This is a genomic window from Hylemonella sp. P2_B10, from assembly GCF_056404875.1.
Map to the genome: position 1 here is coordinate 39,676 of NZ_JBFUDE010000003.1, position 25,281 is coordinate 64,956.

At 65.9% G+C, this 25,281-nt stretch carries 22 protein-coding genes, 1 tRNA gene and 1 pseudogene; 10 read left to right on the forward strand and 14 right to left on the reverse strand.

All coding sequences use genetic code 11. The annotated features are described in order from the left end of the window. Nucleotides 1-23: 23 nt before the first annotated feature. The 5 genes and pseudogenes from AC1DX2_RS12675 to AC1DX2_RS12695 form a co-directional block, all read right to left on the reverse strand. On the reverse strand, nucleotides 24-932 hold the full coding sequence (locus AC1DX2_RS12675; protein ID WP_477196723.1) for an HpcH/HpaI aldolase/citrate lyase family protein: 909 nt from the start codon (nucleotides 930-932) through the stop codon (nucleotides 24-26). Next, nucleotides 929-2,307, reverse strand: a pseudogene (locus AC1DX2_RS12680) (MmgE/PrpD family protein). The gene AC1DX2_RS12675 and the pseudogene AC1DX2_RS12680 overlap by 4 nt, the downstream one beginning before the upstream one ends. Beyond that, on the reverse strand, nucleotides 2,307-3,485 hold the full coding sequence (locus AC1DX2_RS12685) for a CaiB/BaiF CoA transferase family protein (RefSeq protein ID WP_477196724.1): 1,179 nt from the start codon (nucleotides 3,483-3,485) through the stop codon (nucleotides 2,307-2,309). Before AC1DX2_RS12685 ends, AC1DX2_RS12680 begins: the two are co-directional and overlap by 1 nt. Before the next feature lie 15 nt (nucleotides 3,486-3,500). Then, the gene (locus AC1DX2_RS12690) at nucleotides 3,501-4,664 is read right to left on the reverse strand and encodes an acyl-CoA dehydrogenase family protein (protein ID WP_477196725.1); all 1,164 of its coding nucleotides are present in this window, start codon (nucleotides 4,662-4,664) and stop codon (nucleotides 3,501-3,503) included. A 21-nt stretch (nucleotides 4,665-4,685) separates the two neighbouring features. Further along, nucleotides 4,686-5,576 (reverse strand): HTD2 family dehydratase, encoded by an 891-nt coding sequence (locus tag AC1DX2_RS12695; RefSeq protein WP_477196726.1) that lies wholly within the window; start codon nucleotides 5,574-5,576, stop codon nucleotides 4,686-4,688. Nucleotides 5,577-5,729: 153 nt separating this feature from the next. Here AC1DX2_RS12695 and AC1DX2_RS12700 point away from each other — a divergent pair, with 153 nt between their 5' ends. Together AC1DX2_RS12700 and AC1DX2_RS12705 are read left to right on the forward strand one after the other, a co-directional pair. Then, nucleotides 5,730-6,701: a LysR substrate-binding domain-containing protein gene (locus AC1DX2_RS12700; protein ID WP_477196727.1), complete on the forward strand. Its 972-nt coding sequence runs from the start codon at nucleotides 5,730-5,732 to the stop codon at nucleotides 6,699-6,701. A gap of 88 nt (nucleotides 6,702-6,789) precedes the next feature. Further along, complete coding sequence (locus tag AC1DX2_RS12705) at nucleotides 6,790-7,830, forward strand: TRAP transporter substrate-binding protein (protein WP_477196728.1); 1,041 nt, start codon at nucleotides 6,790-6,792, stop codon at nucleotides 7,828-7,830. A gap of 47 nt (nucleotides 7,831-7,877) precedes the next feature. On the opposite strand, the gene AC1DX2_RS12710 is transcribed toward AC1DX2_RS12705, so the two are convergent. The 4 genes from AC1DX2_RS12710 to AC1DX2_RS12725 all read right to left on the reverse strand — a co-directional run bounded on the left by AC1DX2_RS12710 (nucleotide 7,878) and on the right by AC1DX2_RS12725 (nucleotide 12,389). Continuing rightward, nucleotides 7,878-8,339, reverse strand: coding sequence for a hypothetical protein (locus AC1DX2_RS12710; protein WP_477196729.1), 462 nt, complete (start codon nucleotides 8,337-8,339; stop codon nucleotides 7,878-7,880). A 146-nt stretch (nucleotides 8,340-8,485) separates the two neighbouring features. Next, entirely contained in the window at nucleotides 8,486-10,273 is a 1,788-nt protein-coding gene (locus AC1DX2_RS12715) for a peptide ABC transporter substrate-binding protein (RefSeq protein ID WP_477196730.1), read from the reverse strand. A 116-nt stretch (nucleotides 10,274-10,389) separates the two neighbouring features. Further along, nucleotides 10,390-11,034 (reverse strand): response regulator, encoded by a 645-nt coding sequence (locus tag AC1DX2_RS12720; RefSeq protein ID WP_477196731.1) that lies wholly within the window; start codon nucleotides 11,032-11,034, stop codon nucleotides 10,390-10,392. Continuing rightward, the gene (locus AC1DX2_RS12725; protein WP_477196732.1) at nucleotides 11,031-12,389 is read right to left on the reverse strand and encodes a cache domain-containing protein; all 1,359 of its coding nucleotides are present in this window, start codon (nucleotides 12,387-12,389) and stop codon (nucleotides 11,031-11,033) included. The genes AC1DX2_RS12720 and AC1DX2_RS12725 overlap by 4 nt, the downstream gene beginning before the upstream one ends. A gap of 322 nt (nucleotides 12,390-12,711) precedes the next feature. On the opposite strand from AC1DX2_RS12725, the gene AC1DX2_RS12730 reads away from it, so the two are divergent. The 4 genes from AC1DX2_RS12730 (at nucleotide 12,712) to AC1DX2_RS12745 (ending at nucleotide 17,573) form a co-directional block, all read left to right on the forward strand. Next, entirely contained in the window at nucleotides 12,712-13,923 is a 1,212-nt protein-coding gene (locus AC1DX2_RS12730; protein WP_477196733.1) for an ABC transporter substrate-binding protein, read from the forward strand. Between the two features lie 67 nt (nucleotides 13,924-13,990). Beyond that, nucleotides 13,991-14,866: a branched-chain amino acid ABC transporter permease gene (locus tag AC1DX2_RS12735; protein WP_477196734.1), complete on the forward strand. Its 876-nt coding sequence runs from the start codon at nucleotides 13,991-13,993 to the stop codon at nucleotides 14,864-14,866. A 31-nt stretch (nucleotides 14,867-14,897) separates the two neighbouring features. Further along, a complete protein-coding gene (locus AC1DX2_RS12740; protein ID WP_477196735.1) occupies nucleotides 14,898-16,838 on the forward strand; it encodes a branched-chain amino acid ABC transporter ATP-binding protein/permease in 1,941 nt (646 codons plus the stop codon). Nucleotides 16,839-16,850: 12 nt separating this feature from the next. After that, entirely contained in the window at nucleotides 16,851-17,573 is a 723-nt protein-coding gene (locus AC1DX2_RS12745) for an ABC transporter ATP-binding protein (RefSeq protein WP_477196736.1), read from the forward strand. A 5-nt stretch (nucleotides 17,574-17,578) separates the two neighbouring features. On the opposite strand, the gene AC1DX2_RS12750 is transcribed toward AC1DX2_RS12745, so the two are convergent. The 4 genes from AC1DX2_RS12750 to AC1DX2_RS12765 form a co-directional block, all read right to left on the reverse strand. Then, nucleotides 17,579-17,654: transfer RNA gene (locus AC1DX2_RS12750), tRNA-Arg, on the reverse strand. Nucleotides 17,655-17,708: 54 nt separating this feature from the next. Continuing rightward, nucleotides 17,709-18,362, reverse strand: a complete 654-nt coding sequence (locus tag AC1DX2_RS12755; RefSeq protein ID WP_477196737.1) for a hypothetical protein — start codon at nucleotides 18,360-18,362, stop codon at nucleotides 17,709-17,711. A 7-nt stretch (nucleotides 18,363-18,369) separates the two neighbouring features. Then, entirely contained in the window at nucleotides 18,370-20,040 is a 1,671-nt protein-coding gene (locus tag AC1DX2_RS12760; RefSeq protein ID WP_477196738.1) for a VWA domain-containing protein, read from the reverse strand. Between the two features lie 68 nt (nucleotides 20,041-20,108). Continuing rightward, the gene (locus tag AC1DX2_RS12765; protein WP_477196739.1) at nucleotides 20,109-21,260 is read right to left on the reverse strand and encodes a hypothetical protein; all 1,152 of its coding nucleotides are present in this window, start codon (nucleotides 21,258-21,260) and stop codon (nucleotides 20,109-20,111) included. 98 nt (nucleotides 21,261-21,358) lie between these two features. Here AC1DX2_RS12765 and AC1DX2_RS12770 point away from each other — a divergent pair, with 98 nt between their 5' ends. Next, nucleotides 21,359-22,570 carry a toxic anion resistance protein gene (locus AC1DX2_RS12770; protein ID WP_477196740.1) on the forward strand — a complete coding sequence of 404 codons (1,212 nt, stop codon included), beginning with the start codon at nucleotides 21,359-21,361 and terminating at the stop codon, nucleotides 22,568-22,570. Between the two features lie 29 nt (nucleotides 22,571-22,599). On the opposite strand, the gene rsmI is transcribed toward AC1DX2_RS12770, so the two are convergent. Beyond that, a complete protein-coding gene (gene rsmI, locus AC1DX2_RS12775; protein WP_477196741.1) occupies nucleotides 22,600-23,517 on the reverse strand; it encodes a 16S rRNA (cytidine(1402)-2'-O)-methyltransferase in 918 nt (305 codons plus the stop codon). Between the two features lie 5 nt (nucleotides 23,518-23,522). On the opposite strand from rsmI, the gene AC1DX2_RS12780 reads away from it, so the two are divergent. The 3 genes from AC1DX2_RS12780 to AC1DX2_RS12790 all read left to right on the forward strand — a co-directional run bounded on the left by AC1DX2_RS12780 (nucleotide 23,523) and on the right by AC1DX2_RS12790 (nucleotide 25,276). After that, nucleotides 23,523-23,930, forward strand: a complete 408-nt coding sequence (locus AC1DX2_RS12780) for a YraN family protein (protein WP_477196742.1) — start codon at nucleotides 23,523-23,525, stop codon at nucleotides 23,928-23,930. A gap of 75 nt (nucleotides 23,931-24,005) precedes the next feature. Then, nucleotides 24,006-24,605, forward strand: coding sequence for a phosphoheptose isomerase (locus AC1DX2_RS12785; RefSeq protein WP_477196743.1), 600 nt, complete (start codon nucleotides 24,006-24,008; stop codon nucleotides 24,603-24,605). Further along, on the forward strand, nucleotides 24,602-25,276 hold the full coding sequence (locus AC1DX2_RS12790; protein ID WP_477196744.1) for a BON domain-containing protein: 675 nt from the start codon (nucleotides 24,602-24,604) through the stop codon (nucleotides 25,274-25,276). Before AC1DX2_RS12785 ends, AC1DX2_RS12790 begins: the two co-directional genes overlap by 4 nt. Nucleotides 25,277-25,281: the final 5 nt, after the last annotated feature.

Consider the following 25,281-nt stretch of genomic DNA (forward strand, 5'->3'; position numbering starts at 1 on the left):
TGCAACGCCAGGATGCGCTGCGTTCAGCCTGGGGGTCTGCCACGGGCCAGCAGGCGCTGGGCCAGGTGGACCACCGGCGCGTCAATCATACGGCCATCCAGCGTGAAGACGCCGCCGCTGTGCGCCGCAAAGCCCTGCACGACCCGCTGTGCCCAGTCGCGCTCGGCCGTGCTGGGGGCAAAGGCGGCATTCACCACCGGCACCTGGCTGGGGTGTATGCACAGCTTGCCGCCAAAGCCACCGCGCCGGCTGCGCGCAGCATCGCTGGCCAGCCGGGCCAGATCCTGAATACTGGGCGTCACACCGTCCAGCGGCGGCTGCAAGTTGGCGCGGCGTGAGGCCAGCACCACCGCCAGCCGCACCGGCAGCAACTCGGCCTCATCGGCATCGCAGGCCAGGCCGGCATCCAGCTGGAAATCCAGGTTGCCAAACACCAGGCGCAGCACCTGTGGGGCGCTGGCCAGCGCCGGCAACGCGTCCAGCCCGGCCACCGATTCCACCAGCGGCAGCAAGGCGCAGTCGGGGCCTGTGGCCTGCGCCAGGCGCTGCAAGGGGGTGGCGCTCTCCGCCTTGGGCAGCACCACGCCGCCCAGGCCTTCGGCCGCCAGTGCCTGCACCAGCGCCAGGTCGCCGTCATGCCAGGGCGTGGTGCAGGCGTTCATGCGCACCAGCAGGCGGCTGCATTCCGGGGTGGAGAGCTGCACAAAGGCTTCGCGCAGCAGGCCGCGCGCACGCGCCTTGTCGGCGGGCGCCACGGCATCTTCCAGGTCGACGATGGCGCCATCGGCGCCCGAGGCCAGCGCCTTGGCCAAACGCTCCGGCCGCGTGGCTGGAACGAACAGCAGGCTGCTGGCGTGTGCCAGCGGGTGAGGTCGCCCATCGCGTGGTAAAGCGCCCGCGGGTGTTCCCGATGCCAGGCCGGACGGACTCATGCCGCTGCCGCGGCCAGCAACGGCCCCACGCGCGGCCACTGGGCCACCTGCCACAGCCGGGCCAGCGCGGCCTGCATCTCGGCCTCGGTGGCGCCGCCGCTGAAGGCCGCCAGTCGCAGTGCCTTGGCGCTGATCTCGTCTCGACTCAGCGTGTTGCCGGGGTCGCCCTTGGGCTCATCCACCCGGCCGTGCAGTACGCGGCCGTCCAGGGTGTGCACGGTCACCTTGCCTATCCAGCGTGCCGGGTAGGCGGCGTCCACCTCCGGGTCCAGCAGCATCACCACGCGGGCGCACAGCGCCTGGGTGTCATCGTCCTTGAAATGCCGGTCAAACTCGGCCAGCCCGGCGTGGCCAAAGCGTGCCACCAGCGCCAGTACCGTGCCCATGGAGAACTTGCTCTGGTGCACGGTGGCCGGGTCCACCACCGGGCCCAGCACGTCGATGGCACCCTGGTGCACATGGGTCTGCACATAGGCCAGGTCTTGTGCCTTCAACCCGTGGTTTTGCATCACCTGCAGCAGCGCATCGGCAGCAGGGTGGGTGTGACGGCATGACGCGTGGTATTTGAACGAGGTTTCGGCCGTGGCCCAGCGTGTGCCCAAAGCCGCGGTGAGTTTGGCCACGTCGGCGTCGCTGGACATGCCGGCGGCCATGCCCTGTGGCCCTTCCAATATTTGCGCTGCGCCGGTGAAGCCGTCTTGCGCCAGGTAGGCGGCCATCAAGCCGGCGCCTGCCGCGTGCGCGGTGTGCAACTGCTTGCTGTCAGCCGCGGTGCGCAAGAACTCCCACAGCCCGGCCGCCTGTGTGCCGGCGGAACCCAGCGCATGCTGCATCTGCGCCGCGTTCAGGCCCAGCAGATTGCCCACGGCGGCAGCGGCGGCCAAGGTACCGGCCGTCCCGGTGGTGTGGAACACCTTGTAGTGCGAGCGGCCCAGGAACTCGCCCGCGCGTATGCCCACCTCGTAGCCAGCCACACTGGCCGCCAGAAACTGCGCACCGCTGGCGCCCAGCGCCTGGGCCACTGCCAGTGCGGGTGGAAACACCACTGTGGCCGGGTGGAACACCGAGCCGTTGTGCACGTCGTCCTGCTCGGCCACGTGCGAGGCCGCCGCATTGGCCATGGCGGCCAGGTAGGGGCTGCTGAAGAGGCGCTGCGTGATGACCTCGCTGGGCCCTCTCTGCGGCCCCATGGCCAGCGCGAAGCGGGTGATGGCCTCCACCGGCCGGCCACGGCCGAACCGAACCAGTCCACCAGCAGGTCCTCGGTCTTGCGCAGCACCGGTTCGGGAATGTGCGCAAAGCGCAGGCTGGCGGCGAAGGCGGCCAGTTGTGCGGTGGCGCTGGCGTCGGGCGTGTTCACGGCAGTGGCATCCATCACACCGCCCCCGCCGCACGCAGCGCGGCCACGTCGCCGTCCGCCAACCCCAGCTCGCGCAGAATGGTTTCGGTGTGCTGGCCCACGCTGGGCACCGCGTCCATGCGAGGCTCAAAGGCATTGCTGCGCCCGGGCGGCAGCAGCGCCGGAATGTCGCCAGCTGGCGAGCCCACCGTGCGCCAGCGCTCACGCGCCTTCAGCTGCGGGTGGGCCCACAGGCCGGCCATGTCATTCATGCGGGCGTTGGCGATCTGGGCCTGGTCCAGCCGCACCTCCACCTGCGCGGTACCCAGCTTGCTGAAGGCCTCGACGATCAGCGCTTTCAGCGCCGCGCGGTGTTCATTGCGTTTGGCGTTGCTGTCAAAGCGCGGGTCGCTGGCCAGCGCGGCGTCTTGCAGCACCTGTTCGCAAAACACCTTCCATTCGCGCTCGTTCTGCAGGCCCAGCATCACCGTGCCGTCGCGGGTGGTGAACGGGCCATAGGGGTAGATGCTGGCGTGCGCGGCGGCCGCGCGCGGCGGCGGCGGCGCGCCATCAAACGCGTAGTACAGCGGAAAGCCCATCCACTCGGCCAGCGACTCCAGCATGGACACGTCGACGTGCGAACCCTTGCCGGTCTTGCCGCGCAGCAGCAGCGCCGACAGCACGCTGGTGTAGGCATACATGGCCGCCGCAATGTCAGCCATGGAGTTGCCGGCCTTGCAGGGTTCGTCCGGCGTGCCGGTGACGGACAGCAGGCCGGCCTCGCTCTGGATCAGCAGGTCATACGCCTTTTTGTCGCGGTAGGGGCCGTCTTCGCCATAGCCGGAGATGTCGCAGACGATCAGTTGCGGGTGGCTGGCGCTGAGCGCCTCATACGACAAGCCCATGCGCGCGGCAGCACCGGGCGCTAGGTTTTGCACCAGCACATCGGCCTTGGCCAGCAACTGCTTCAGCGCGTCAAGCGCCTGCGGGTGCTTCAGGTCCAGCGTCAGGCTTTCCTTGGAGCGGTTGGTCCAGATGAAGTGCGACGACTGGCCATTGACCCGGGTATCGTACGCGCGGGCGAAGTCGCCGCTGCCGGGGCGCTCGACCTTGATCACGCGCGCGCCCAGGTCGGCCAGCTGGCGGGTGCAGAAGGGCGCCGCGATGGCGTGTTCCAGCGAGACGACGGTGATGCCGTCCAGAGGGCGGGTCATGGGTTGCTCCCGGTGTCAGAAGGACCGTGGCAGACCGAGGATGTGCTCGGCCACGTAGGAATAAATCAGGTTGGTGGAGATCGGCGCCACCTGGTACAGCCTTGTTTCGCGGAATTTGCGCTCGACGTCGTACTCATTGGCAAAACCGAAGCCGCCGTGGAACTGTATGCAGGCGTTGGCCGCCTCCCAGCTGGCCTTGGCGGCCAGGAACTTGGCCATGTTGGCCTGGGCGCCGCAGGGCTGGCCGGCGTCGAACAACTCGCAGGCCTTGAAGCGCATCAGGTTGGCGGCTTCCACCTCGATGTAGGCGTCGGCGATCGGGAACTGCACGCCCTGGTTCTGGCCGATCGGGCGGCCGAATACGACGCGCTCGCTGACGTACTTGGTCACGCGGTCCAGGAACCAGTAGCCGTCGCCAATGCATTCGGCGGCAATCAGCGTGCGCTCGGCATTCAGGCCGTCCAGGATGTACTTGAAGCCCTGGCCTTCCTGGCCAATCAGGTTCTCGGCGGGAATCTCGAGGTTCTCGAAGAACAGCTCATTGGTCTCGTGGTTCACCATGTTGGCGATCGGCCGCACCGTCATGCCGCTTTTCTCGGCCAGGCGCAGGTCCACCATGAAGATGGACATGCCCTCAGATTTCTTCTTCACGTCGGCCAGCGCCGTGGTGCGGGCCAGCAGGATCATCCAGTCCGAGTGCTGCACGCGCGAGATCCACACCTTCTGGCCGTTGACCACATAGCGGTCGCCTTTTTTCACCGCCGTGGTCTTGATCTTGGTGGTGTCGGTGCCAGTGCTGGGCTCGGTCACGCCCATGCTTTGCAGCCGCCATTCGCCCGATGCGATCTTGGGCAGGTACAACTCTTTTTGCGCCTGCGAGCCATGGCGCAACAGCGTGCCCATGTTGTACATCTGGCCATGGCAGGCGCCGGAGTTGCCGCCGCTGCGGTTGATCTCTTCCATGATGACCGAGGCCTCGGCCAGGCCCAGGCCGGAGCCGCCGTAGTCGGTGGGGATCAGTGCCGCCAGCCAGCCGGCCTTGGTGAGCGCGTCCACAAACTCCTCGGGGTAACCGCGTTTGTCATCGATCTTGCGGTGGTATTCGTCGGGGAACTGGGCGCACAGCGCGCGCACGGCGTCGCGTATCTCTTGGTACTTGTCAGGGGTGCTTTTGATCATGGGGATGTGAGGTGAAGAAGCTCAGGCCAGCTCGGCTTCGGCTTGCATGGTCAGCCAGCCGTCATGGTCCTGCGCCCACAGGTGGGCGCCCTTGCCATCGGCCGACGGTTGGCCGTTCAGCCGGAAGGGGTGCAGGTCGAACGTCGGCCGCACGGCCTTGAAGCTGAAGCGTTTGACGATCGCATCCGGCCGCTGGCGGCGCAGCAGGTCCACCAACAGCGTGGCGATCAGCGGGCCGTGCACGATCAGGCCGGGGTAGCCTTCCACCTGCGTGACGTACTGGCGGTCGTAGTGGATGCGGTGGCCGTTGAAGGTCAGCGCCGAGTAGCGGAACAGCAGCACGTCGTCCGGCACCACCTCGCGCTGCCAGGCTGCGCCGGCCTGCGCAGCGGTCGGTGGTGGCACCGGGTCACCGGGGCGGGCAGCGGGGCGGTAGACGATGTCATGCTCCTCCGTCAGCGCCAACCCTTTGGCGTTGTGCACCTCGTGGCGAACCAATACGAAAACCAGGTCGCCACTGCGCCCGGCCTTGTGTGTGACGGACTGGATGGTGGACTCGCGCCGTACTGTATCGCCCAGCTTCAGCGGGTTGCCGCTTTGCCATTCCAGCCGGCCGCCGGCCCACATGCGCCGGGGCAGCGGCACCGGCGGCAGGAAGCCGCCACGTTTGGCGTGGCCATCGGGGCCGAGTTGGCTTTGCGGCGGCTGCGGCAGGAAATACAGCCAGTGCCACAGCGGCGGCAGTAGGGCGCCGGGTGTGGGCGGCGGGTCGTCGCGGTCCAGCGTGGCCGACAGGCCGCGCAGCGGGGCGGCGGTGATGTCGTCGTGCAGCGTCTCGCGCCGGCCGGCCCAGGCCTGCAGCTGGGCCAGGGTGGCGGCATCCACGGTGGGGGGGTTGTCCGGGGTGTTCATGGCTGCCATCGTCGTCGCAGCGGTGCACCAAGGCAATCACTGATTTTGAAACCGCCACTTCTGAAATTTGGAAGGCTGGGTGCTTTCTCATATCAAAACCGGGCATGGCTTTTGAAAACCTGAAGGGTTTTCGTCTTTGCGCTAGCATGCGGCATGCATTTCGACCTGGTGGACCTGAAGCTGTTCGTCTGGGCCTGCGACGAAGGCAGCCTGACCAAGGCGGCACAGCGCCAGCACCTGTCGTTGGCAGCGGCCAGCACGCGCATCAAAGCGCTGGAAAATCAGGCCGGCCAGGCGCTGCTGTACCGCGAGGCACGCGGCGTGCGCCTGACACCGCCGGGCGAGGCCTTTTTGCACCACGCACGCGGCGTGCTGCGCCAGGTGGACCAGCTCAGCAACGACTTGCAGGAGTACACCGGTGGCCTGCGCGGTCATGTGCGGGTGTTTGCCAACACCACGGCGGTGATGGACTTTTTGCCCGAAATCCTGCCGGTGTTCCTGGCCGCCAACCCGCGCGTCAACGTCGACCTGCAAGAGAAACCCAACGCCGAGATCGCCCGTGGTGTGCTGGAGGGCCGGGCCGACGTGGGCATCGTCGCCGGCCAGGTGGACATGCTGGGCCTGCAGGCGATCCACTTCAGCACCGACAGGCTGGTGCTGGTAACCGCGCGCAGCCACCCGTTTGCCGGCTTGGGCAGCATCGCCTTTGCCGACACGCTGGACGAAGACATGGTGGGCATGAGCGCGCACAGCACGTTGCAAAACTTCCTCGGCCAGGTGACGGAAAGCCTGGGCAAGGCACCCAAGCTGCGCATCCAGCTGTCCAGCTTCGACGCCATGTGCCGCATGATTGGTGCTGGCGTGGGCATAGGCATCGTCCCCGAGAGCGCCGCGCGCCGCAACCGCGAGGCCATGGGCCTGGCGCTGGTGGAGCTGACCGACGCCTGGCGCATACGTGAGCGCTACATCTTGCTGCGCGACCGCGACAAGCTGCCGCCGTATGCGCTGTCACTGATCGACACGCTGTGCGCGCATTACCGCGAGCAAGACAGCCCGGTGGCGCCTGACGCCGGGGCTGGCGTGAAGAAGGCGCCAGCGCGCGCGACCAGCCTTAAGCAGCGCTGAAGCCCGGGTCTTGAATTCGCCAATTGTCAAAGCCGGGGGCGGCGGGCACACTGCCCAGGTTCAGCACAATAACCCCCGGAGACAAGCCATGAGTTCTTCCGCGCACAAGCGCACCTCTTCCATTCGCCGTCAGCTGCTTGCCGCAGCTGCCCTGGTGGCTCTGCTGTCAGTCGCGCCTGTGGCGCAGGCGCAAGCGCAGATCGTCATCAAGTTCAGCCACGTGGTGGCGCCCGACACGCCCAAGGGCAAGGGCGCCGAGCGTTTCAAACAACTGGCCGAGGAACGCACCAAGGGCCGGGTGAAGGTGGAGCTGTACCCCAACAGCCAGCTTTACAAAGACAAGGAAGAGATCGAGGCGTTGCAACTGGGCTCGGTGCAGATGCTGGCACCGTCGCTGGCCAAGTTCGGCCCGCTGGGGGTGAAGGAGTTCGAGGTGTTCGACCTGCCCTTCATCTTCAAGGACACGCCGTCGTTCCGCGCCGTGACCGAAGGGCCGGTGGGGCAGGCGCTGTTCAAGAAGCTGGAGCCCAAGGGCATCAAGGGCCTGGCCTACTGGGACAACGGCTTTGACATCATGAGCGCCAACAGGCCGCTGCACCATGTGGCCGACTTCAAGGGTCTTAAGATGCGCATCCAGAGCTCCAAGGTGCTGGACGCCAACATGCGCTCACTCGGCGCCATCCCGCAGGTGATGGCTTTCTCCGAGCTGTACCAGGGCCTGCAGTCCGGCGTGGTGGACGGCACGGAGAACACCCCGTCCAACGACTACACGCAAAAGATCCACGAGGTGCAAAAGCACATCACCGTGTCCAACCACGGTCACATCTCGTACGCGGTGATCGTCAACAAGAAGTTCTGGGAAGGCCTGCCGGCCGACGTGCGCACCACGCTGGAAGGCGCCATGAAGGACGCCACCACCTACGCCAACGCCATCGCCGAGACCGAAAACGCCCAGGCCATGGACAAGATCCGCGCCAGCGGCAAGAGCATCGTCTACACGTTGGCGCCGGCCGAGACCGAGGAATGGCGCAAGGCCATGTTCGTGGTGCACAAGGAGATGGAAGACCGCGTGGGCAAGGACACCATCGCGGCGGTGTACAAGGCCTCCGGCTTCGTGCCGCCGAAGTGACCAGGCATTGCAGGCGCGCACCGTGATGCGGTGCGCGTTGTGCTGTTTCAGGGCCGCACCGGGGTGCGGCTCACGCTCACCTGGCGGCCCACGCGCTCTTGCGCCTTCAGGTCCACCACCTTGCCGGCCAGCGTGCCATCCTCGCGCAGCACATAGCTCCAGCGTATGCTGACGCGCGCATTGGCGAAGTCGGCCCACCACTGGCCGCGCTGGGCGTCGTAGTCAAAATCCAGGTCGTACATGGGTTGCGGCGCCTGCTGCACGTACTTGAAGGCATGCAGTGTGATCCTGGCCGGCGCAGCCGTGCTGGGCACGAATTCATACATCACCGTCTCGTCGTTGCAGGCGGCGTTCCAGTCGGCCTTGACGCAGAGGGACGTGCCGTACCAGCGACCCAGTATGCGGTTGGCTTCACCAGTGTCTGCGTGCGCGGCGCACACGGTCAGCAGGCTCAACAGCGCAGCCAAGCCGCGATGGCACGAATGAGCGAGGAAGTTGGGGGTGTTCATGCCGCAACCTTAGCGGGCGCGGGCGCCAGGGGGCAAGCCCTTTGCGGCGCCTGGTGGGATGGACGGCGGTTTCCGGGGGGTCAGCAGCGGAAAGTGCACGAGCCAAGCACGCTGCGCGCGAGCGAAGTCATGACCGGAACGGCACGTCAGGCTTCCCGGTACCAGTCCGACAGCGTGCTCATGTCGTTGTCCCACCCCGTCATCGGCGCCACCAGCTTCCTGGCCAGCCCCGTGACTTTCTTGCGGAACATCAGCGGCACGATGAAGCCTTCGCTGCACACGATGTCATTCATCTTGATCATCAAAGCGGCGCGTTTCGCCGGGTCCAACTCGCCCTCCGCGGCGCGGTAGGTCTTGTCAAACTCGTCGCTGTGCCAGCGGGTGTAGTTGCGGCCCTGCCACTTGTTGGCCTTGGTGGCGATTTCCCAGGAGGTGCAGGCCTTCAGGTGCACGTCGGGGTCAGGGCTGCCCTGGGTGCGCGCGAACATCTGCATGTCGGCCCAGAATTTGCCGGCGGTTTCGGGGTTGCCGACATCGCTGGAGAAGAACACCGCGGGCACGATGCCCTTGAGCTCGACGTCAATGCCGGCCTTCTGGCAGGCCTGCTTGATGATGGTCTGCATCTTCTGCCGCGGCGCGTTGATGGAGGTCTGGAACAGGAAGCGCAGCTTGTGCCCGCCCTTTTCGCGCACGCCGTCGGCGCCGCGCTTGTAGCCGGCGGCGTCCAGCAGCGCGTTGGCCTTCTCCACATTGAACTCGGCCTTCATGTTGGGGCTGTTGAAGCGCGGCGGGTTGTTCACCAGGTTGGCCGTGCCCACGCCGCTGCGCCCGAGGATGTACTCCTGCATGCCCTTGCGGTCCATCAGCAGGCCCAGGGCCTTGCGTACCGCAGGGTCGCTGAGCACGGGGTGTTTGGTCTTGATGCTGGCGCGCTCGCCGTCCACTTCCTTGTTGGGGTCGGTGGCGTTCAGCATCAGGTGCTCCACGGTGCCGCCGCTGGAGAAGTCCACCCGGCCCTTGCCGGCGGCTTCCATGCGCAACAGCACCTCGTCTTCCACCAGCGGGTTCCAGCAGTAATCGCACTCACCGGTTTGCATCAGCGCGCGTGCGGCCGAGACGGCGTCGCCGCCGCCTTTCAACTCGATGGTGTCGAAGTACGGGCGGTTGGGCCGGTGGTAGTTGGCGTAGAGCGCGCCGCGCGCCATGTCACCGGGCTTGAAATCAACAAACTTGTAGGGACCGGTTCCCACGGGCTTCAGGTTGTTGGGCGCCTCGCGCGACTTGGCGCCCTGGAAAGGGGCGAACAGGTGCTTGGGGATCAGCTGGGTGGTGGTGTAGATGCCGGGCCAGAATGGCGTTGGCCTGGCGAATACCACGCGCACGGTGTGGGTGTCCACCTTCTCGAACTTCAGGTTCAGGTAGTTGCCGGAGGTGAAGGTGGCGGTGGCGGGGTCGCTGGAGAACTGCCAGTTGAACACCACGTCGTCGGCGGTGAAGGGGGTGCCGTCGTGCCAGGTGACGCCTTTCTTCAATTTCCAGGTGACGCTCTTGCCATCGGCGGCCAGGCCGCCGTTCTCGCGGCTGGGAATTTCCGCCGCCAGCACCGGCACCAGGTTGGCATCCTGGTCCCAATAGGCCAGCGTCTCGTAGAAGATGTTGCAGGCCTCCACATCCTTGGTGCCATTGGCGAAGTGCGGGTTCAGCAGCGTGGGGGCCTGCCAGATCAACAGCTTCAGCGCGCCGCCCCCGCCACGCTTGGTGGGCTTGTAGGCCGGCACGGCCGCCTGGGCCGAAGCCACGCCGGCGTGCATCAGCAGCACGGAGGCCATAGGGGCCGTCAGGCCGGCCCCGACCAGGGTTTCGATGAAGCTGCGGCGCGACAGGTCGCCGGCTTTCACGGCACCTACCAGGCGCTTGATGTCTGTTTCGTTCATGCCGGCCACACTCCTTTGCGCGATGCGCCAGTCTAGCGGTGAACGCCGAGCCTGTACATGCGCATGCCAGGGCAGCCGCCAGCGAGCCGGTACGCTGCGAGCAGGCCTGGCAGCCCTCAGCGAGCCGACTGAACGGTGATCCAGCCCTGGCTGAGTGCGTATTTGGTGAGTCCGGCCGGGGTCTCGATGCCCAGCTTGCGGCGCAGGTTGAGCCGGTGCGTCTCGACGGTGCGTACGCTGACGTTGAGCTGCTGCGCCACCCGCTTATTGCTGCTGCCCTGCGCCAGCAGGGTCAGCACCTCGCGCTCGCGGTCGGTCAGCAGGGGGGGTACGTCGCCAGTGGCGGCAAATGCCGCCGCCACGGTGGAGCTGAAATAGATGCCGCCGGCAGCGACGGACTTGATCGCCATGATGATTTCCGTCGATGGGGAGTCCTTCAGCACATAGCCGTGGGCCCCAGCGCGCATGGAGCTCAGCACGTACTCGCGGTTGTTGTACATGCTGAGGATCATGATGCGCGTCTCCGGCACCAGGTCCGCCAGTTGGGCGGTGAGCTCCACGCCGCTCATGTCGGGCAGGTTGATGTCGACCAGGGTCAGCCGGGGTCGCAGTGCGATGGCCATCGCCATGGCTTCGCTGGCACGGCCGGCCTCGCCCACGATGCGTATGCCGGGTACGTCGCCCAGGCGGGCGCGCAGGCCGTCGCGCACCAGCTCATGGTCGTCCACCAGCATCAGCGTGATGTCGCTGTCGTTGTTCATGCGGGTTGCGCCTGGTGCGCCAGTGTCGCCAGCACCTGCGTTTTGCCGGGTTGGGAGCGTATGGCCAGCGTCCCGCCGCCGTGCTCCAGCCGCTCGCGCATGTTGCGCAACCCAATGCCGGCACCGCGCGACTGCTCGACCCGGCTGAGGTCGAAACCGCAGCCGTCGTCGGCAATGGTCAGGGTCAGTGCGCTGCCATCGTCCACGAGCTCCAGGCGCACATGCGACGCGGCCGCGTGGCGGCTGATGTTGGTCAGCGCCTCCTGGGCGACGCGAAACAGCGTGGTGGCGTTTTGCTCCTGCAGTGCCTCCACCGTCGATGTGATCCTGGTCTCCACGGCAATGCCCGTCTGTTGTCGGAATTCGTCGGCCAGTTGCTGCAGCGCCGCCGGCAAGCCCAGGTTGTCCAGCAGGGATGGCCGCAGATCGTGTGAAATCCGGCGGATTTCCCCGATCGCCGTGGCCAGTCCGCTCAGGCCCTTGTCGATGTGGGGCGCCGCGTTGCCACGGCCCTCGTTCAGCCGCTCCTGCGCCAACTCAAAATGGAATTTGACGGAGACCAGCAGTTGGCTCAGGCCGTCGTGCAGCTCCCGCGACACCCGGGCGCGCTCCTCTTCCTGCAGGGTCACCACCCGCTGTGCCAGCGCCGCCAGCTTCTGGTCGGCCAGGCGCCGTTCGCTGAGGTTCAACGCTGTTCCGCCCGCAAACACGGCCAGCGAAGCGACAACGGCCACGATGGCCAGCTGCACCAGCGTGGCATCGGTGTGGCGGCTGACCTCCTGGCGGGTCTGCTCCACGCTGTGCGCCAGGTCGTCGAGGTAGGCGCCGGTGCCCATCATCCAGCCCCAGCGTTCCAGCATGACCACGTAGCCCAGCTTGTCGGTTTCCTGCCCAGTGGACGGCTTGCGCCAGGCGTAGCGTTGGAAGCCCCGGCCGGAACGGGCCGCATCGATCAGGCTCTGGATGACCGGCAGGCCGGTGGAGTCGCGCATCTCCCACATGTTGCGGCCCACCAACTCCGGCTGTCGCGGATGCGCCAGGTTGGTGCCTTTGAGGTCATAGACGAAAAAATAACCGTCATCGCCGAAGTTCATGGCGCTGAGGGTGCGCAGCACCTCCGCCTTGGCGGCGTCGTCATTGCGCCCGGAGGCGTACAGGTGGTTGATCGAGGTCTGGGCCAGCTCGACATAGTGCCGCAACTCGGCGCGCTTGGCGGTCAGCATGCTCTCTTGCAGCAGCCGCTGCTCATCGCTGCTCAGGCGGCGCGCCTGCGTCGTCACCAGCATGCCGATGATGACGATCGCCGCGATCAGGGGCATGACGCCCAGAACGATGATTTTGTGTTTGATGCGCAAGCGTTTTCTCCTGCGTTGTCTCCGTCTTTCATTCTAAGGACATGGCCTCCTGTCTGCGGACTCTATGTAGTACTACTGAGCCGCCACGCGTAGTACTGCGAATGGTCAAGCGTGCCGCGGGCGACGAACAATTTGCCACCGGTCCCGTTCACGCGGGACACGGCCAAGGAGCCAGTGAGTTCCGTAGAAAGACAGAGGAGCAGATCGTGATGTTCATGGCGGTGTCCGTCCCTTCGCGGGGCTGGGCAGCCGCCAGCTCGGCCAGCTCCGGTGCGTTCCCGTTTTCGTTCCAGTCGAGACAAATTCCATTTCAGGAGACAAGATGATTCGCTTTGCAAAATTGGCCATTGCGGCCGCGGTGGTCGGTCTGGCGGGTGGCGCTTTCGCTGCCGATCCGATCAAGATCGGCGTGGCCGGCCCCTACACCGGCGGTTCCTCGTCCATGGGCGTGAGCATGCGCGATGGCGTGCGCCTGGCGGTGGCCGAGATCAACAAGTCCGGCGGCGTGCTGGGCCGCCAGCTGGCGGTGGTGGAGCGCGACGACGAGGCCAAGAACGAGCGCGGCGTGCAGATCGCCCAGGAGCTGATCAACAAGGAAAAAGTGACCGCCACCGTGGGCTACATCAATACCGGCGTGGCCCTGGCCTCGCAGCGCTTCTACCAGGAAGCCAAGATTCCGGTGATGAACAACGTCGCCACCGGCTCGCTGGTGACGCAGCAGTTCAAGGACCAGCCGGAAAACTACATCTTCCGCAACGCCGCGCACGACAGCATCCAGGCGCCCATGATCGTGGAAGAGGCCATCACCCGCCGCGGCTTCAAGAAGGTCGCCATCCTGGCCGACTCCACCAACTACGGCCAACTGGGCCGCGAAGACCTCGAGAAGGCGCTGAAGGCCAAGGGCATCACACCCGTCGCGGTGGAGAAGTTCAACATCAAGGATGTGGACATGACGGCCCAGCTGCTGAAGGCCAAGGAAGCCGGCGCTGAGGCGGTGCTGACCTATGGCATCGGCCCCGAGCTGGCGCAGATCGCCAATGGCATGACCAAGCTGGGCTGGAAGGTGCCGATGATTGGCAGCTGGACCCTGTCCATGGCCAATTTCATCGACAACGCCGGCCCCGGCGGCGAAGGCGCGCGCATGCCGCAAACCTTCATCCAGGAGGCCAACACCGTCAAGCGCAAGGCCTTCATCGACGCCTACCTGAAGGAATTCAAGCCCAAGAACGGCCGCATCGACTCGCCGGTGTCCGCCGCCCAGGGCTACGACTCCATCTACCTGCTGGCCGCCGCCATCAAGCAGGCCGGCAGCACCGACGGCCCCAAGGTCAAGGAGGCGCTGGAAAACCTGAACGCGAAGGTTGACGGCGTGGTGACCAGCTATGACCACCCCTTCACCAAGGACGACCACGAGGCCATCACCGCCAACATCCCGGTGTTCGGCGAGGTCAAGGGCTCCAAGGTGGTGTACGCGTATGAGGACGACCGCAAAAAGGGCGCCGACATCCGCGTGAAGGCTGCCAAGAAGAAGTAAGCCCACGGGCGCCCCAGGCACTCGGCCGGCAACCGCCGACTGGGTGCCTTTTTACATCAGCACCACTATGCAAATCCTGCTCCAACTCATCTACAGCGGCATCGCGCTGGGCATGATCTACGCGGTCATCGCCTTCGGTTACCAGCTGACCTTTGCCACGTCTGACACGCTGAATTTCGGCCAGGGCGACGCGCTGATGCTGGGCGCCATGGTGGGGCTGACGCTGGTCAACCTGGGCCTGAACTACTGGCTGATGATCCCGCTGGTGATCCTGTTCGGCATGGTGCAGGGCGGCGTGGTGGAGCGCATCGGCGTGCGCCCGGCGATCAAGATCAAGAGTGAATTCGGCTGGATCATGTCCACCATCGCCCTGGGCATCATCTTCAAGAACGTGGCTGAGAACCTGTGGGGCCGTGACGACCTGCGCTTCCCCTCGCCGCTGCCCGAGTCGCCCATCAAGTTGCTGGGCGCCAACGTGCTGCCGATGGAACTGCTGGTGGTGGTGGGCGCGGTGGTGATGATGCTGGCGGTGGAGTTTTTCAACCGCAAGACCATTTACGGCAAGGCCGTGGTCGCCACCTTCAATGACCGCGACGCCGCCAAGCTGATGGGCATCAACACCGGCCTGGTCATCACGTTTTCGTATGCGCTGTCGTCGGCCACCGCCGCCGTTGCCGGCGTGCTGATCGCACCGCTGACGCTGACCGGCGCCACCATGGGCGCGGTGCTGGGCCTGAAGGCCTTTGCGGTGGCCATCATCGGCGGGCTGACCAGCGGCATGGGCATCATCGTCGGCGGCATCATCCTGGGCGTTGCCGAGACCACCACCGGCTTTTACCTGTCCACCGGCTACAAGGACGTGCCGGGGCTGGTGCTGCTGCTGATCGTGCTGGTGGTCAAGCCGGCTGGCCTGTTCGGCAAGACCGCCATCAAGAAGGTTTGACGCGGCAAGGTTCGCAAAGAGAACAACGAAGATGACAACGAAGCGCAACGTTCTGGTGTTCGCGGTGGTGTTCCTGGCGCTGCTGGCCGGTGTGCCGCTGCTCACGCACAACCCGTACTACATCCACCTGGTCGAGACCATCATGATCTACGCGATCCTGCTGTTCGGCCTGGACATCGTGGTCGGCTACACCGGCCAGGTGTCGCTGGGCCATGCCGGCCTGTTCGGCGTCGGCTCCTATGCCGCCGGCGTGCTGTTCATGAAACTGGGCGCGCCGGTGTGGCTGACCATACCGGCTTCCATCGCGGTGACGGCGGTGTTCGGCGCACTGCTGGCGCTGCCGGCGCTGCGCGTCACTGGGCCGTATCTCGCGATGGTGACGCTGGCTTTTGGCACCATCATCCAGATCCTGATCAACGAGATGACCTTCCTCACCGAAGGTCCGCTGGGCATCAAGATCCCCAAGCCCAGCCTGTTCGGCGCGCAGCTGGACGAGCGCGGCTTCTACTGGCTGGTGCTGGTGATGCTGGGGCTGTCCATGCTGGTGGTGGACCGCATCCTGCGCTCGCAGCTGGGCCGCGCCTTTGAAGCGCTGCGCGGCAGCCCGGTGGCTTCGGACTGCATGGGCGTGTCGGTGTACCGCTACAAGGTCTATGCCTTCGTCATCAGCGCCGGCTTTGCCGGCCTGGCCGGCTGCCTGTACTCGTATTCCGAGCAGTACATCTCGCCCAACACCTACAACTTCGAGCTGACGGTGCTGTTCCTGCTGGCCGTCATCATGGGCGGGCGCAAGACGCGCAGCGGTTCGCTGCTGGGCGCCACCATCATCGTGTTGCTGCCCAAGCTGCTGGACGACCTGGAGATGTTCCGCATCGTCGCCTGCGTGCTGGCGGTGCTGATGGCCATCGGCGCGGTGGTGGGCATCGCCAGGAAGATGACGACGCCGAAGCAGATGGCCATCCCCGTGGTGGGCACCATCGCGCTGGCCGGCTTCTCGTTCTGGCTGCAATCCATCACCGACTGGCGCCTGTCCATCTTTGGCCTGATGATCTTGTTCGTGGTGTACTACCTGCAGGACGGCATCGTTGGCTTCGTGCGCAAGCTGCTGAGCTACCGCAAGGCGGCGCCGCGCGTGCCGGCCAGCGCGCAGCAGATTGCCGACACCCACAAGGACGCGCTGGTGCAGGCCTCCGGCGCCGGCGGCGACCAGGACATCCTGGTGGCCCAGGGCGTGCTGATGCAGTTTGGCGGCCTGAAGGCCCTGAACGACGTCAACCTCACCATCAAGCGCGGCAGCATCCACGGCCTGATCGGCCCCAACGGCTCTGGCAAGAGCACGATGATGAACGTGCTCACCGGCATCTACGTGCCCACGGCCGGCAGCCTGGCGTTTGGCGGCCGCTCGCTGGTGGGGCGCACCTCCAGCGATATCGCGCTGTCCGGCATCGCCCGCACCTTCCAGAACGTGCAGCTGTTTGGCGAGATGACGGCGCTGCAGAACATCCAGGTCGGCCTGCACCACACCTTTGCCAGCAACATCGCCGACGTGGCGCTGCACACGCCGCGCTTCAAGCGCGAAGAGACGGCCGGTGCCGAGCGCGCCATGGGCCTGTTGCGTTTCGTCGGCCTGGACGACCTGGCCTTCGAGGAGGCGCGCAACCTGCCCTATGGCAAACAGCGCCTGCTGGAGATCGCCCGCGCGCTGGCGCTGGACCCGCAGCTGCTGCTGCTGGACGAGCCGGCGGCCGGCCTGACGGCGCCGGACATCAAGGAGCTGGTGTCCATCATCCGCAAGATCCGCGACCACGGCATCACCGTGATCCTGATCGAGCACCACATGGACGTGGTGATGAGCATTTGCGACACCGTCTCGGTGCTGGACTTTGGCCAGAAGATCGCTGAAGGCAAGCCAGCGCAGGTGCAGGCTGACGAGAAGGTCATCGAAGCCTATCTGGGCGGCACGGCGGCGTAAGGAATACACACGATGTTGAGCATCAAGAATCTGGTGGCGGGCTACGGCAAGGTGCAGGTGTTGCACGGCATCTCCATCGACGTGCCCAAGGGCAAGGTGGTGACGCTGATCGGCTCCAACGGCGCCGGCAAGACCACCACCATGCGCGCGGTGTCGGGCATGATCAAGCCGGTGTCGGGCGAAATCTCGCTGCACGGCAAGCGAGTGGACGGGCTGGAGTCGTACACCATCGCCAAGCTGGGGCTGGCGCATTCACCGGAAGGCCGGCGCGTGTTCGCCACCATGAGCGTCACCGACAACCTGCTGCTGGGCGCCTTTCCGCGCCTGACCGGCAGCCGCCCCAAGGGCGATGTACCGGGCGACCTGGAGCGCGCGATGGAGTTGTTCCCGCGCCTGAAGGAGCGGCGCAACCAGCTGGCCGGCACGCTGTCGGGCGGCGAACAACAGATGCTGGCGATGGCCCGTGCGGTGATGCTAAACCCCGAGATCGTGTTGCTGGACGAACCCTCCATGGGGCTGGCGCCCATCCTGGTGGAGGAGGTGTTTCGCATCATCACCAACCTGAAGGCCCAGGGCGTGACCATGTTGCTGGTGGAGCAGTTCGCCGCCGCGGCGCTGAACGTGGCCGACTATGGCTACGTGTTGGAGAACGGCAAGATTTCAGTGCACGGCGAGGCCACCAAGCTGCGCGACGACCCTGCGGTGAAGGCCGCCTATCTGGGCGGCGGACATTGATCGGGTGGTGCGGCTGGCGGGGATCGAACCCACGACCCTTGGCTTCGGAGGCCAATACTCTATCCACTGAGCTACAGCCGCATTGCTGGAGACAGCGATTTTCGCACAGGTTGGGGCAGGCCCTGTGCGGGGCGCTCATTCCAGCCGGGGGGCCTTGAATTTCTCTTGCAGGAACTGTGAATGGTTCAGGAACGCCTGCGCGTCCTGGGCCGCCAGGTCGTCGGTCAGCTCGGCGACTTTCTGGCTCAGGTCGTCCAGCGTGGCCTGGAAGGTGTCCTGTGCAGTTTGGCCGTTGGACAAGCGCTTGGTGGTGGCATATTGCTGCGGGATGGACAGGTAGGTCTTCAGCGCATCGGGCAGGTAGGACAGCGCGATGTGGCGTGCATGGAAGCTCTCCTCCAGCGACAAATTTCCCTTGCTGCGCTCCCATTGGTCCAACAGCTCGTGGAGCTGCTTGACGAGGTCCAGCACCTGGGTCTGCAGGCTGGCTGGCAGGCGCCGGCTGGGGTTGTAGTCCACCAGCTGGCGCACCGCGTTCAGGGCGTTGACCATGCTGGTGCGGGCATCGCCGTCGTCGGCAAACACCAGATCGTCCCACGGGTCGCCCGTCAGTTTCGGAAAGCCCAGCCACAGGCCGCCGATGCCGAAGCCTGCACCATAGCCCAGCACGGCCAGGGCCGGCCCGCCCCATTCGGTCAGGCCCAGGCCATTGGCCAGCAGGGCCACGGTGGCCAACCCCAGGCCGCACCAGTTGGCGGGCGATTGCAGGAAGCGCAGCAGTTTGTTCATGCGGCCGCTACTGGTATGCCCGGATGTCCTTGAACACGCTGTACAGGGAAGCGCGGCGCGCGTCGAACACCCGCCCGCCGGTGGTCTTCACCAGGTCCTTCAGCGCAGCCTCGTTGGCCTCGCCAAACAGCACCATGAACACCGGTATGGCACGCACATCCTCCGGCAGCGCCGCATAGTCGGCCTTGAATTCCTTCAGCGTGCGGCCCTTGTTGCTTTCGCCATCGGTGAAGGCCACCACCGAATACTGGTAGCCGGGGTTCTTCTGGCGCTCGGTGTTCATCATCACAACGGCCTTCAGCACCGCGTCATACAGTGCGGTGCCGCCATTCATCTGCAGGCCTTCGGCGTAGTCGCGCACGTTGTCCAGCGTCTTTTGCTTGGCGGCGGAGTCGCCCTGCTGCAAGCCCTTGCGCGGGTTCTGGGCGTTGGTGCCGCGCGCGGCGGGCACTTCGAAATACACCGGGTTGTTGACCTTCTCCGAGAAAGTCAGCATCCACACTTTCTCGCGGCTGGTCAGGCGCGCGATGCGCCCGGTCAGCGAACTGTCGTCACCGGCAATGTACTGCAGGGCCTGCACCAGTTGCTGGCGCCGCCCGCCGGAGTTCATGCTGCCGCTGACGTCCAGCACGAACGTGGAGGCGATGGGCGTGCGGAATTCGTTCAGGTAGGCGTCAATCAGCCCGTCGGCCAGCGCCCGGTCGGTGGAAAACGGCAGTTCCACCAGCAGGCTGCCTTGCGGGAACAGCCCGGCCTGTGCCTTGGCCACCTCGCTGTTGACCGGGCGGCGCAGCGTGGTCTTGGCCAGCCAGGTCTGTGCCGCTTCGCCCTTCAGGTAGGCCACCACCTTCAGATACTGCTCGCGCTTGGCGTCATTGAGCAGCATCAGCGGGTAGTCGGCCGTGGCCACACCCTCGTGCGGGTAGACCAGTGTCAGCTTTTCGCGCAGCTTGCCCGACTGGTTCAGCGACAGCAGCCAGCTTTCGTAGTTGATGAAGGCATTGATGCGGCTGCCTTGCTGCTCGATGAACTTCTCGCTCAGGTAGCTGCTGTTGTCGCCCACCAGCTTGTAGCCCTTGACGAAGCCGGCAATCGCCTCGCGGTTGACGTCGGCCGCCGTCAGCGCTTCGGACTTTTGCGCTGCCGAGGCCACCACGCCCATCAGCGCCATGAAGCCCTGGTTGGAGGTGGCCGGGTTGGACAGTGCATAGCGCAGCTTGCCGTCCTTGGCAGCCTGGGCAATGTCGCTCCAGGTCACCTTGCTGCCGGCGCCCTGCGGCTGGTCCCAGCCCAGCGTCTTGGCCTGGCTTTCGCTGACGCCCACCACGATGGGCGACAGCATGATCTTTTCCTGCAGCTTGACGCGCGCCTGGCCCTGCGGGTCGGACAGCAAATACTTGGCGTTGGCGAACCAGGCGGCGTCGGCATTGGCCTTGCCGGTTTGCACCGCCTCGGTGCTTTCCATGGTGCCGCCGTAGTTGAACTTGAGCTTGACGCCGGTGGCCTTTTCAACCATCTCTTCCAGCGGCTGGGCGTCTTTCAAATCGGTGGTGGCCAACACGGTGAAGATCTGCGCCGCCGGCTGCTGGGGCTGGGCCGGGCCCGCGGTGTCTGTGTCGGGCTTGCCCTTGCACTGGGCGAGGACGATGGCCGCCAGCAGCAAACCGCCCAAGATCATTGTTTTCCCATTGGCCACGTGGTGCTCCCTGTTGGTTGAAAACGATGGCAGCCTGTGCAGCTGGCCGCCTACTGCGCCATCTCGCGGCTGATGACGTCGATCATCTCGCCCATGATCTCGAAGCTGGGCGGGTCGATCACCTGGGTGATGCGTTCTTCCACCGCCAGGCCGGCCGCCTTGGCGCTCTTGACGAAATACCCGCTGTCGGCGATGCGAAAACCGTATTCCACCGCCAGGCGCTGCAGGTCCGCATCGGCGGCCAGCAACTCGCCCAGCTTCTTGGCGCGCTCGCTGCTGGCCACGAACACCACCTTGTTGAACAACGTGGGCTGCGGGTACAGCAGCACCATGCCCGGCGCCAGGCCTTTCTTGGCCATGGCGTAGTTGACCAGCTGGTTTTCGTAGATGAAGGCCATCGGCGTCTTGCCGATGCCGATGGACACGTAGTCGTCAAAATTGCCGTTGACGTAGTTTTCCTGGTAGCCCTGGCGCTTGAACAGGCCCACCACCGCGCGCGCCATCTTCTGTGCGTTTTCGCGGTCGGTCACCAGTTCACCGCCGTTGGCGGCATAGCTGGTCAGCGCCAGGTACATGGCGGCCGAATTGCTTTTGCGCACGTCGGTGGTGGAGACCAGCACGCTTTTTCCCACGTCATAGGCCTGGGCGCCTTTCAGGTCCTTCCAGCGCTTTTTGTCCAGCATGGTCTGCGTCAGCTTGGCCAGGTCGACATTCCACACCCCGGGGCTGGCCTCGCGCGCCATGTCGTTGGCCGCCAGGATCTGCGCAATGGGTGTCCAGGAGGCGATCACCATCGGCGTGTAGATGGGCGAGTACGGCGTGGCGGCGAGGTTGGCCTTCTTCGCCGCGTCGGCGATCTGGTTGGCGGCCACCACGCCGGACGGGTAGAAGAAATCGGGCATCTGGCCCGACACCACGCGCGCCGCCATGTCGCGTGAGCCCACGCGGCTGACTTTCAGCCGGTAGCCGTGGGCGGCCAGGGCACGCTGCACCCGCTCGTCCTGGAAGTAGGGTTCCACGTCGACCGCGATCAGGCCACTGAGCTCCTGCACCGGCACGGCACCGGTCAGCTTGCCGGCCACGCCGCTCAAGGCCCCGCTGCCCTGCGGCTGCTGCCCGGTCTTGTACACCGACAGGTAGGCCGCGCCGCCGAAGGCGGCCAGCAACACGGCGGTGATGACGACCTTGCTTGCTTTGTTCATGGCTCCGCAGTATCGCGGAAAAAACGCAGGGGCAAAAGGCCAGTAACATGCGCGCATTGAGCTTGTGACGCATCTGAACGCTTAAAAAGGAGCATGTGATGTCCGACAGCACGCAGCAGACCAACACTGCCACGCCCGCCAGCTTCCAGTTGACGCCGCCCGAGGTGCTGACGCCGTTGGCCGCACCCGCCGCCAAAACGGCGGTGCCGCTGGCGCCTGCCACCAAAACGGCGGTGGAGGAACAGGTCGACCGCTTCATGCAGGGCCTGTTGACCGAGGACGTCCAGAGCGACGCCTTCCGCGCCAAGCTCGACAGCGCCTTCGCGCTGGGCAAGGAGGAGATATCCATCGCCTCCAGCATGATGCAGGGCCGCTTCATGCAGCGCAACTTCGTTGGCATCGAAGACAGTTCCGCCTTCAAGGCCATCCAGGACATGCGCGGGCACCTGGACGAGCTCAACCCCGGCAAGGACGGCGACCTGTTGCAGCCCAACAAGCTGTTCGGCCTGATCCCCTATGGCAACAAGCTGCAGGCGTATTTCCGCAAGTTCGAGAGCGCGGGCACGCAACTGCAAAAGAGCATGCAGCAGATCTACAGCGCGCGCGACGACATGCAGCGCGACGTGGTGGAGGTCGAGGCCACGCGCACCCGGCTGTGGGACGGCATGCAGAAGCTGGCCGCCGCCATTCATTTTGCCGAGACGCTGGACGGCCAGCTGGCGGCCAAGGTGGACAGCCTGCAGGCGACCGACCCGCAACGGGCCACCGCGCTGCAGCAGGAGGTGCTGTTCTACGCCCGCCAGAACCTGACCGACATGCTGACCCAGCAGGCGGTGTGCACCAACGGCTACCTGGCGCTGGACGTGCTGAAGAAGACCGGTCGCGAGATGATCAATGGCTGTACGCGTGTGGCCACCACGGGCATGAGCGCGCTGGCAGTGGCGCAGACCGTGGCGCGGGCCACCGGCAACCAGATCAAGGTGATGGAGATGCTGCAGGGCGTGAACGCCAGCATCGAAAACCTGATCGCCGAGACCGGGCGCCAGCTCAACGCGCACGTGGACAAGACCGCCCAGTTCGCGGCCAACCCCATGATAGGCATCGACAAGATCAAGGAAATGTTCGACCAGACCTTCAAGGCCATGGACGCGATGGACAGCTTCCGCGCCAAGGCCATCGACGTCATGGGCCAGAACAACAAGATCATGGGCGAGCAGTTGAAGCTGGCCGACCAGTATGTGGACCGGGTGCGCCAGCAAAGGGCGCGCGAGGCCACGCAGAAGTCTGCCGGTGGGCCGGTGTCACTGTAGACACCGGGCTGGACGATGCCGACGGCGGCTCAGTTTTCGGTTTTTTTCAAGGCCAGCGCGGCGTCATACAAGGCATTGCGCGACTGACCGGTGATGTCCGCCGCCAGCTTCACGGCGGTTTTCAGCGGCAACTCGGGCAGCAGCAGCTTCAGCACCTTCAGGTCATGGCCGGCATCGGCAGCGACCGGGGCCGGGTGCAACACCAGCGCGAACTCACCTTTGGTGCGCTGCGGCTGCTGCGCCAGCCAGCCCGTCAACGCCTGGGCCGGCATGGTGGCAATTTCCTCGAACTGCTTGGTCAGCTCCCGCCCCACGGTGATGCGGCGCTCGCCCAGTGCCTTCAGGCTGTCGGCCAGCGCCTCGATGCGGTGGGGTGCCTCCAGCAGCACCACGGCGCGGTGCTCGGTGGCCAGTTGCTCAACCGCTTGCGTGCGCTCACCCGCCTTGGCGGGCAGGAAGCCCTGGAAAATGAAGCCGTGCTGGTGCTCGCTGTCGCTGCCCACACCGGCCACGCTGAGCAGCGCCGTCACGCTGCTGGCGCCGGGCAACGGCACCACGGGCAATTGCAGCGCGGCCACGGCCGCCACCAGGCGCGCGCCGGGGTCGCTGATGCCGGGCGTGCCGGCGTCGCTGACGTAGGCCACCCGCTGGCCTTGTTGCAGGCGGGCAATCACCGTGTGGGCGGCTTCGGCCTCGTTGTGCTGGTGCACCGCCAGCAGCGCGTGCGCGGCGCGGTCCAGGCCGTAGGCGCGCAGCAGCGTCTGGGTGTGGCGGGTGTCCTCGCAGGCGACGCAGTCGGCCAGCGCCAGCACATGCAGTGCGCGCAGGCTGATGTCGGCCAGGTTGCCTATGGGCGTGGCCACCACGTACAGCGCGCCCTGCGGATAATGCTGGTTGCCGGCGGCCTCGCGGGCCGCGGCCAGCGCGCTTGCATAACTGGAAGCCAAAAGACGTGTCCCTTTTTTCCAAAGACCAGAAAGCACAGCCCGGCGCGGCGGCCACCCCCACCACCAAGGCGGTGGGCGACGCCGCCGAAGACCAGGCGCTGCGGCATTTGCAACAGGCCGGTCTGCGCCTGCTGCAACGCAATTATCGGACGCCTGGGCGTGGCGGCGGCGAAATCGACCTGGTGATGCGCGACGCCGACGGCACGCTGGTGTTCGTCGAGGTGCGCCGCCGGGCCAGCGCCAGCCACGGCGGTGCGGCCGCCAGCGTGGGCGGCGTCAAGCAGCGGCGCATCGTGCTGGCCGCCCGGCACTACCTGATGCGCCTGCCTGCGCCGCCGCCATGCCGCTTTGATGTGGTGGCGGTGGAGCCCGCGGGCATGACCTGGCTCAAGGCGGCATTTGACGCCGGCTGAGCCGGAACTTGTCACCGAATGTCACCGCTGTGGCGATGCGGTGAAAAGCCATGCCTCGCGGTTATCATCCGGGCCATGCTAGAGCAACGGATAGAACAGCACTTCATCGACAGCGCCGACCTGAAATACCAGTCGGCCCAGGTTCTGAGCAAGCCCATCGCGGCGGCGGTGCAGGCCATGCTGGCCTGCGTGACCAGTGGCGGCAAGGTGCTGGCCTGCGGCAACGGCGGCTCGGCGGCTGACGCCCAGCACTTTTCGGCCGAGTTCGTCGGCCGTTTTGAGCGCGAGCGGCCCGAGCTGGGCGCCATCGCGCTGACCACCGACAGTTCGATCCTGACCGCGATCGCCAACGACTACGACTTCGCCAGCATCTTCTCGCGCCAGGTGCGTGCCCTGGGCTCGCCCGGCGACGTGCTGCTGGCCATCTCCACCAGCGGCAACTCGGCCAATGTGCTGGCCGCCATCGATGCCGCGCACGAGCGCGAGATGGTGGTGGTGGGCCTGTCGGGGCGTGGCGGCGGCAAGATGGCGCACGCGCTGCGCGACACCGACGTGCACATCTGCGTGCCGCATGACCGCACCGCCCGCATCCAGGAGGTGCATATTCTGGCGCTGCACTGCATCTGCGATGCGGTGGACGCCCAGCTTTTAGGTGAACAGGAAAACCCACCATGACCATGACGACGAATCGGGGAAGATATTGGGCCACGGCCAAGACGGCGGTGGCCGCGCTGGTGCTGGGTGGCAGCCTGAGCGGCTGTTTTCCAATCCTCGTTGGCGGCGCTGCCGTCGGCGTGATGACCGCCATTGACCGCCGCACCTCGGGCGCCCAGCTGGAGGACGAGGGCATCGAGTTCCGCGGCGCCAGCCGGATCCGCGAGGCCCTGGGCGACAAGGCCCACGTCAACGTCACCAGCTACAACCGCCAGGTGCTGCTGACCGGCGAGGTGGCCAGCGAGCAGGACCGCCAGACCGCCGAGCAAGTGGCCGGCAAGGTGGAAAACGTGCGCACCGTGGTCAACGACACGGCGGTGCTGGGCATCTCCACGCTGTCGCAGCGCTCCACCGATTCGCTGGTGACCACGCGCGTGAAGGCCGCGATGGTGGACGAGAAGAACCTCTACGCCAACGCCTTCAAGGTGGTGACCGAGCGCGGCACCGTCTACCTGATGGGCCGCGTGACCCAGCGCGAGGCCGACCTGGCGACCGAAGTCACGCGCACCACCACCGGTGTGCAGAAGGTGGTGCGGGTGCTCGAGATCATCAGCGAGGATGAGCTCAAACGCCTGGTGCCGCCGCCTGCCGGGCCAGCGCCTGTGTCCGACGCGACGCCTAGGAAGCCTTAGCCTCT

Bases quoted from the DNA above. Each gene is read 5' to 3' on its own strand.
- AC1DX2_RS12675 (WP_477196723.1), bottom strand. From the start codon at position 932: ATGAGTCCGTCCGGCCTGGCATCGGGAACACCCGCGGGCGCTTTACCA.
- AC1DX2_RS12685 (WP_477196724.1), bottom strand. From the start codon at position 3,485: ATGACCCGCCCTCTGGACGGCATCACCGTCGTCTCGCTGGAACACGCC.
- AC1DX2_RS12690 (WP_477196725.1), bottom strand. From the start codon at position 4,664: ATGATCAAAAGCACCCCTGACAAGTACCAAGAGATACGCGACGCCGTG.
- AC1DX2_RS12695 (WP_477196726.1), bottom strand. From the start codon at position 5,576: ATGAACACCCCGGACAACCCCCCCACCGTGGATGCCGCCACCCTGGCC.
- AC1DX2_RS12700 (WP_477196727.1), top strand. From the start codon at position 5,730: ATGCATTTCGACCTGGTGGACCTGAAGCTGTTCGTCTGGGCCTGCGAC.
- AC1DX2_RS12705 (WP_477196728.1), top strand. From the start codon at position 6,790: ATGAGTTCTTCCGCGCACAAGCGCACCTCTTCCATTCGCCGTCAGCTG.
- AC1DX2_RS12710 (WP_477196729.1), bottom strand. From the start codon at position 8,339: ATGAACACCCCCAACTTCCTCGCTCATTCGTGCCATCGCGGCTTGGCT.
- AC1DX2_RS12715 (WP_477196730.1), bottom strand. From the start codon at position 10,273: ATGAACGAAACAGACATCAAGCGCCTGGTAGGTGCCGTGAAAGCCGGC.
- AC1DX2_RS12720 (WP_477196731.1), bottom strand. From the start codon at position 11,034: ATGAACAACGACAGCGACATCACGCTGATGCTGGTGGACGACCATGAG.
- AC1DX2_RS12730 (WP_477196733.1), top strand. From the start codon at position 12,712: ATGATTCGCTTTGCAAAATTGGCCATTGCGGCCGCGGTGGTCGGTCTG.
- AC1DX2_RS12735 (WP_477196734.1), top strand. From the start codon at position 13,991: ATGCAAATCCTGCTCCAACTCATCTACAGCGGCATCGCGCTGGGCATG.
- AC1DX2_RS12740 (WP_477196735.1), top strand. From the start codon at position 14,898: ATGACAACGAAGCGCAACGTTCTGGTGTTCGCGGTGGTGTTCCTGGCG.
- AC1DX2_RS12745 (WP_477196736.1), top strand. From the start codon at position 16,851: ATGTTGAGCATCAAGAATCTGGTGGCGGGCTACGGCAAGGTGCAGGTG.
- AC1DX2_RS12755 (WP_477196737.1), bottom strand. From the start codon at position 18,362: ATGAACAAACTGCTGCGCTTCCTGCAATCGCCCGCCAACTGGTGCGGC.
- AC1DX2_RS12760 (WP_477196738.1), bottom strand. From the start codon at position 20,040: ATGATCTTGGGCGGTTTGCTGCTGGCGGCCATCGTCCTCGCCCAGTGC.
- AC1DX2_RS12765 (WP_477196739.1), bottom strand. From the start codon at position 21,260: ATGAACAAAGCAAGCAAGGTCGTCATCACCGCCGTGTTGCTGGCCGCC.
- AC1DX2_RS12770 (WP_477196740.1), top strand. From the start codon at position 21,359: ATGTCCGACAGCACGCAGCAGACCAACACTGCCACGCCCGCCAGCTTC.
- AC1DX2_RS12785 (WP_477196743.1), top strand. From the start codon at position 24,006: ATGCTAGAGCAACGGATAGAACAGCACTTCATCGACAGCGCCGACCTG.
- AC1DX2_RS12790 (WP_477196744.1), top strand. From the start codon at position 24,602: ATGACCATGACGACGAATCGGGGAAGATATTGGGCCACGGCCAAGACG.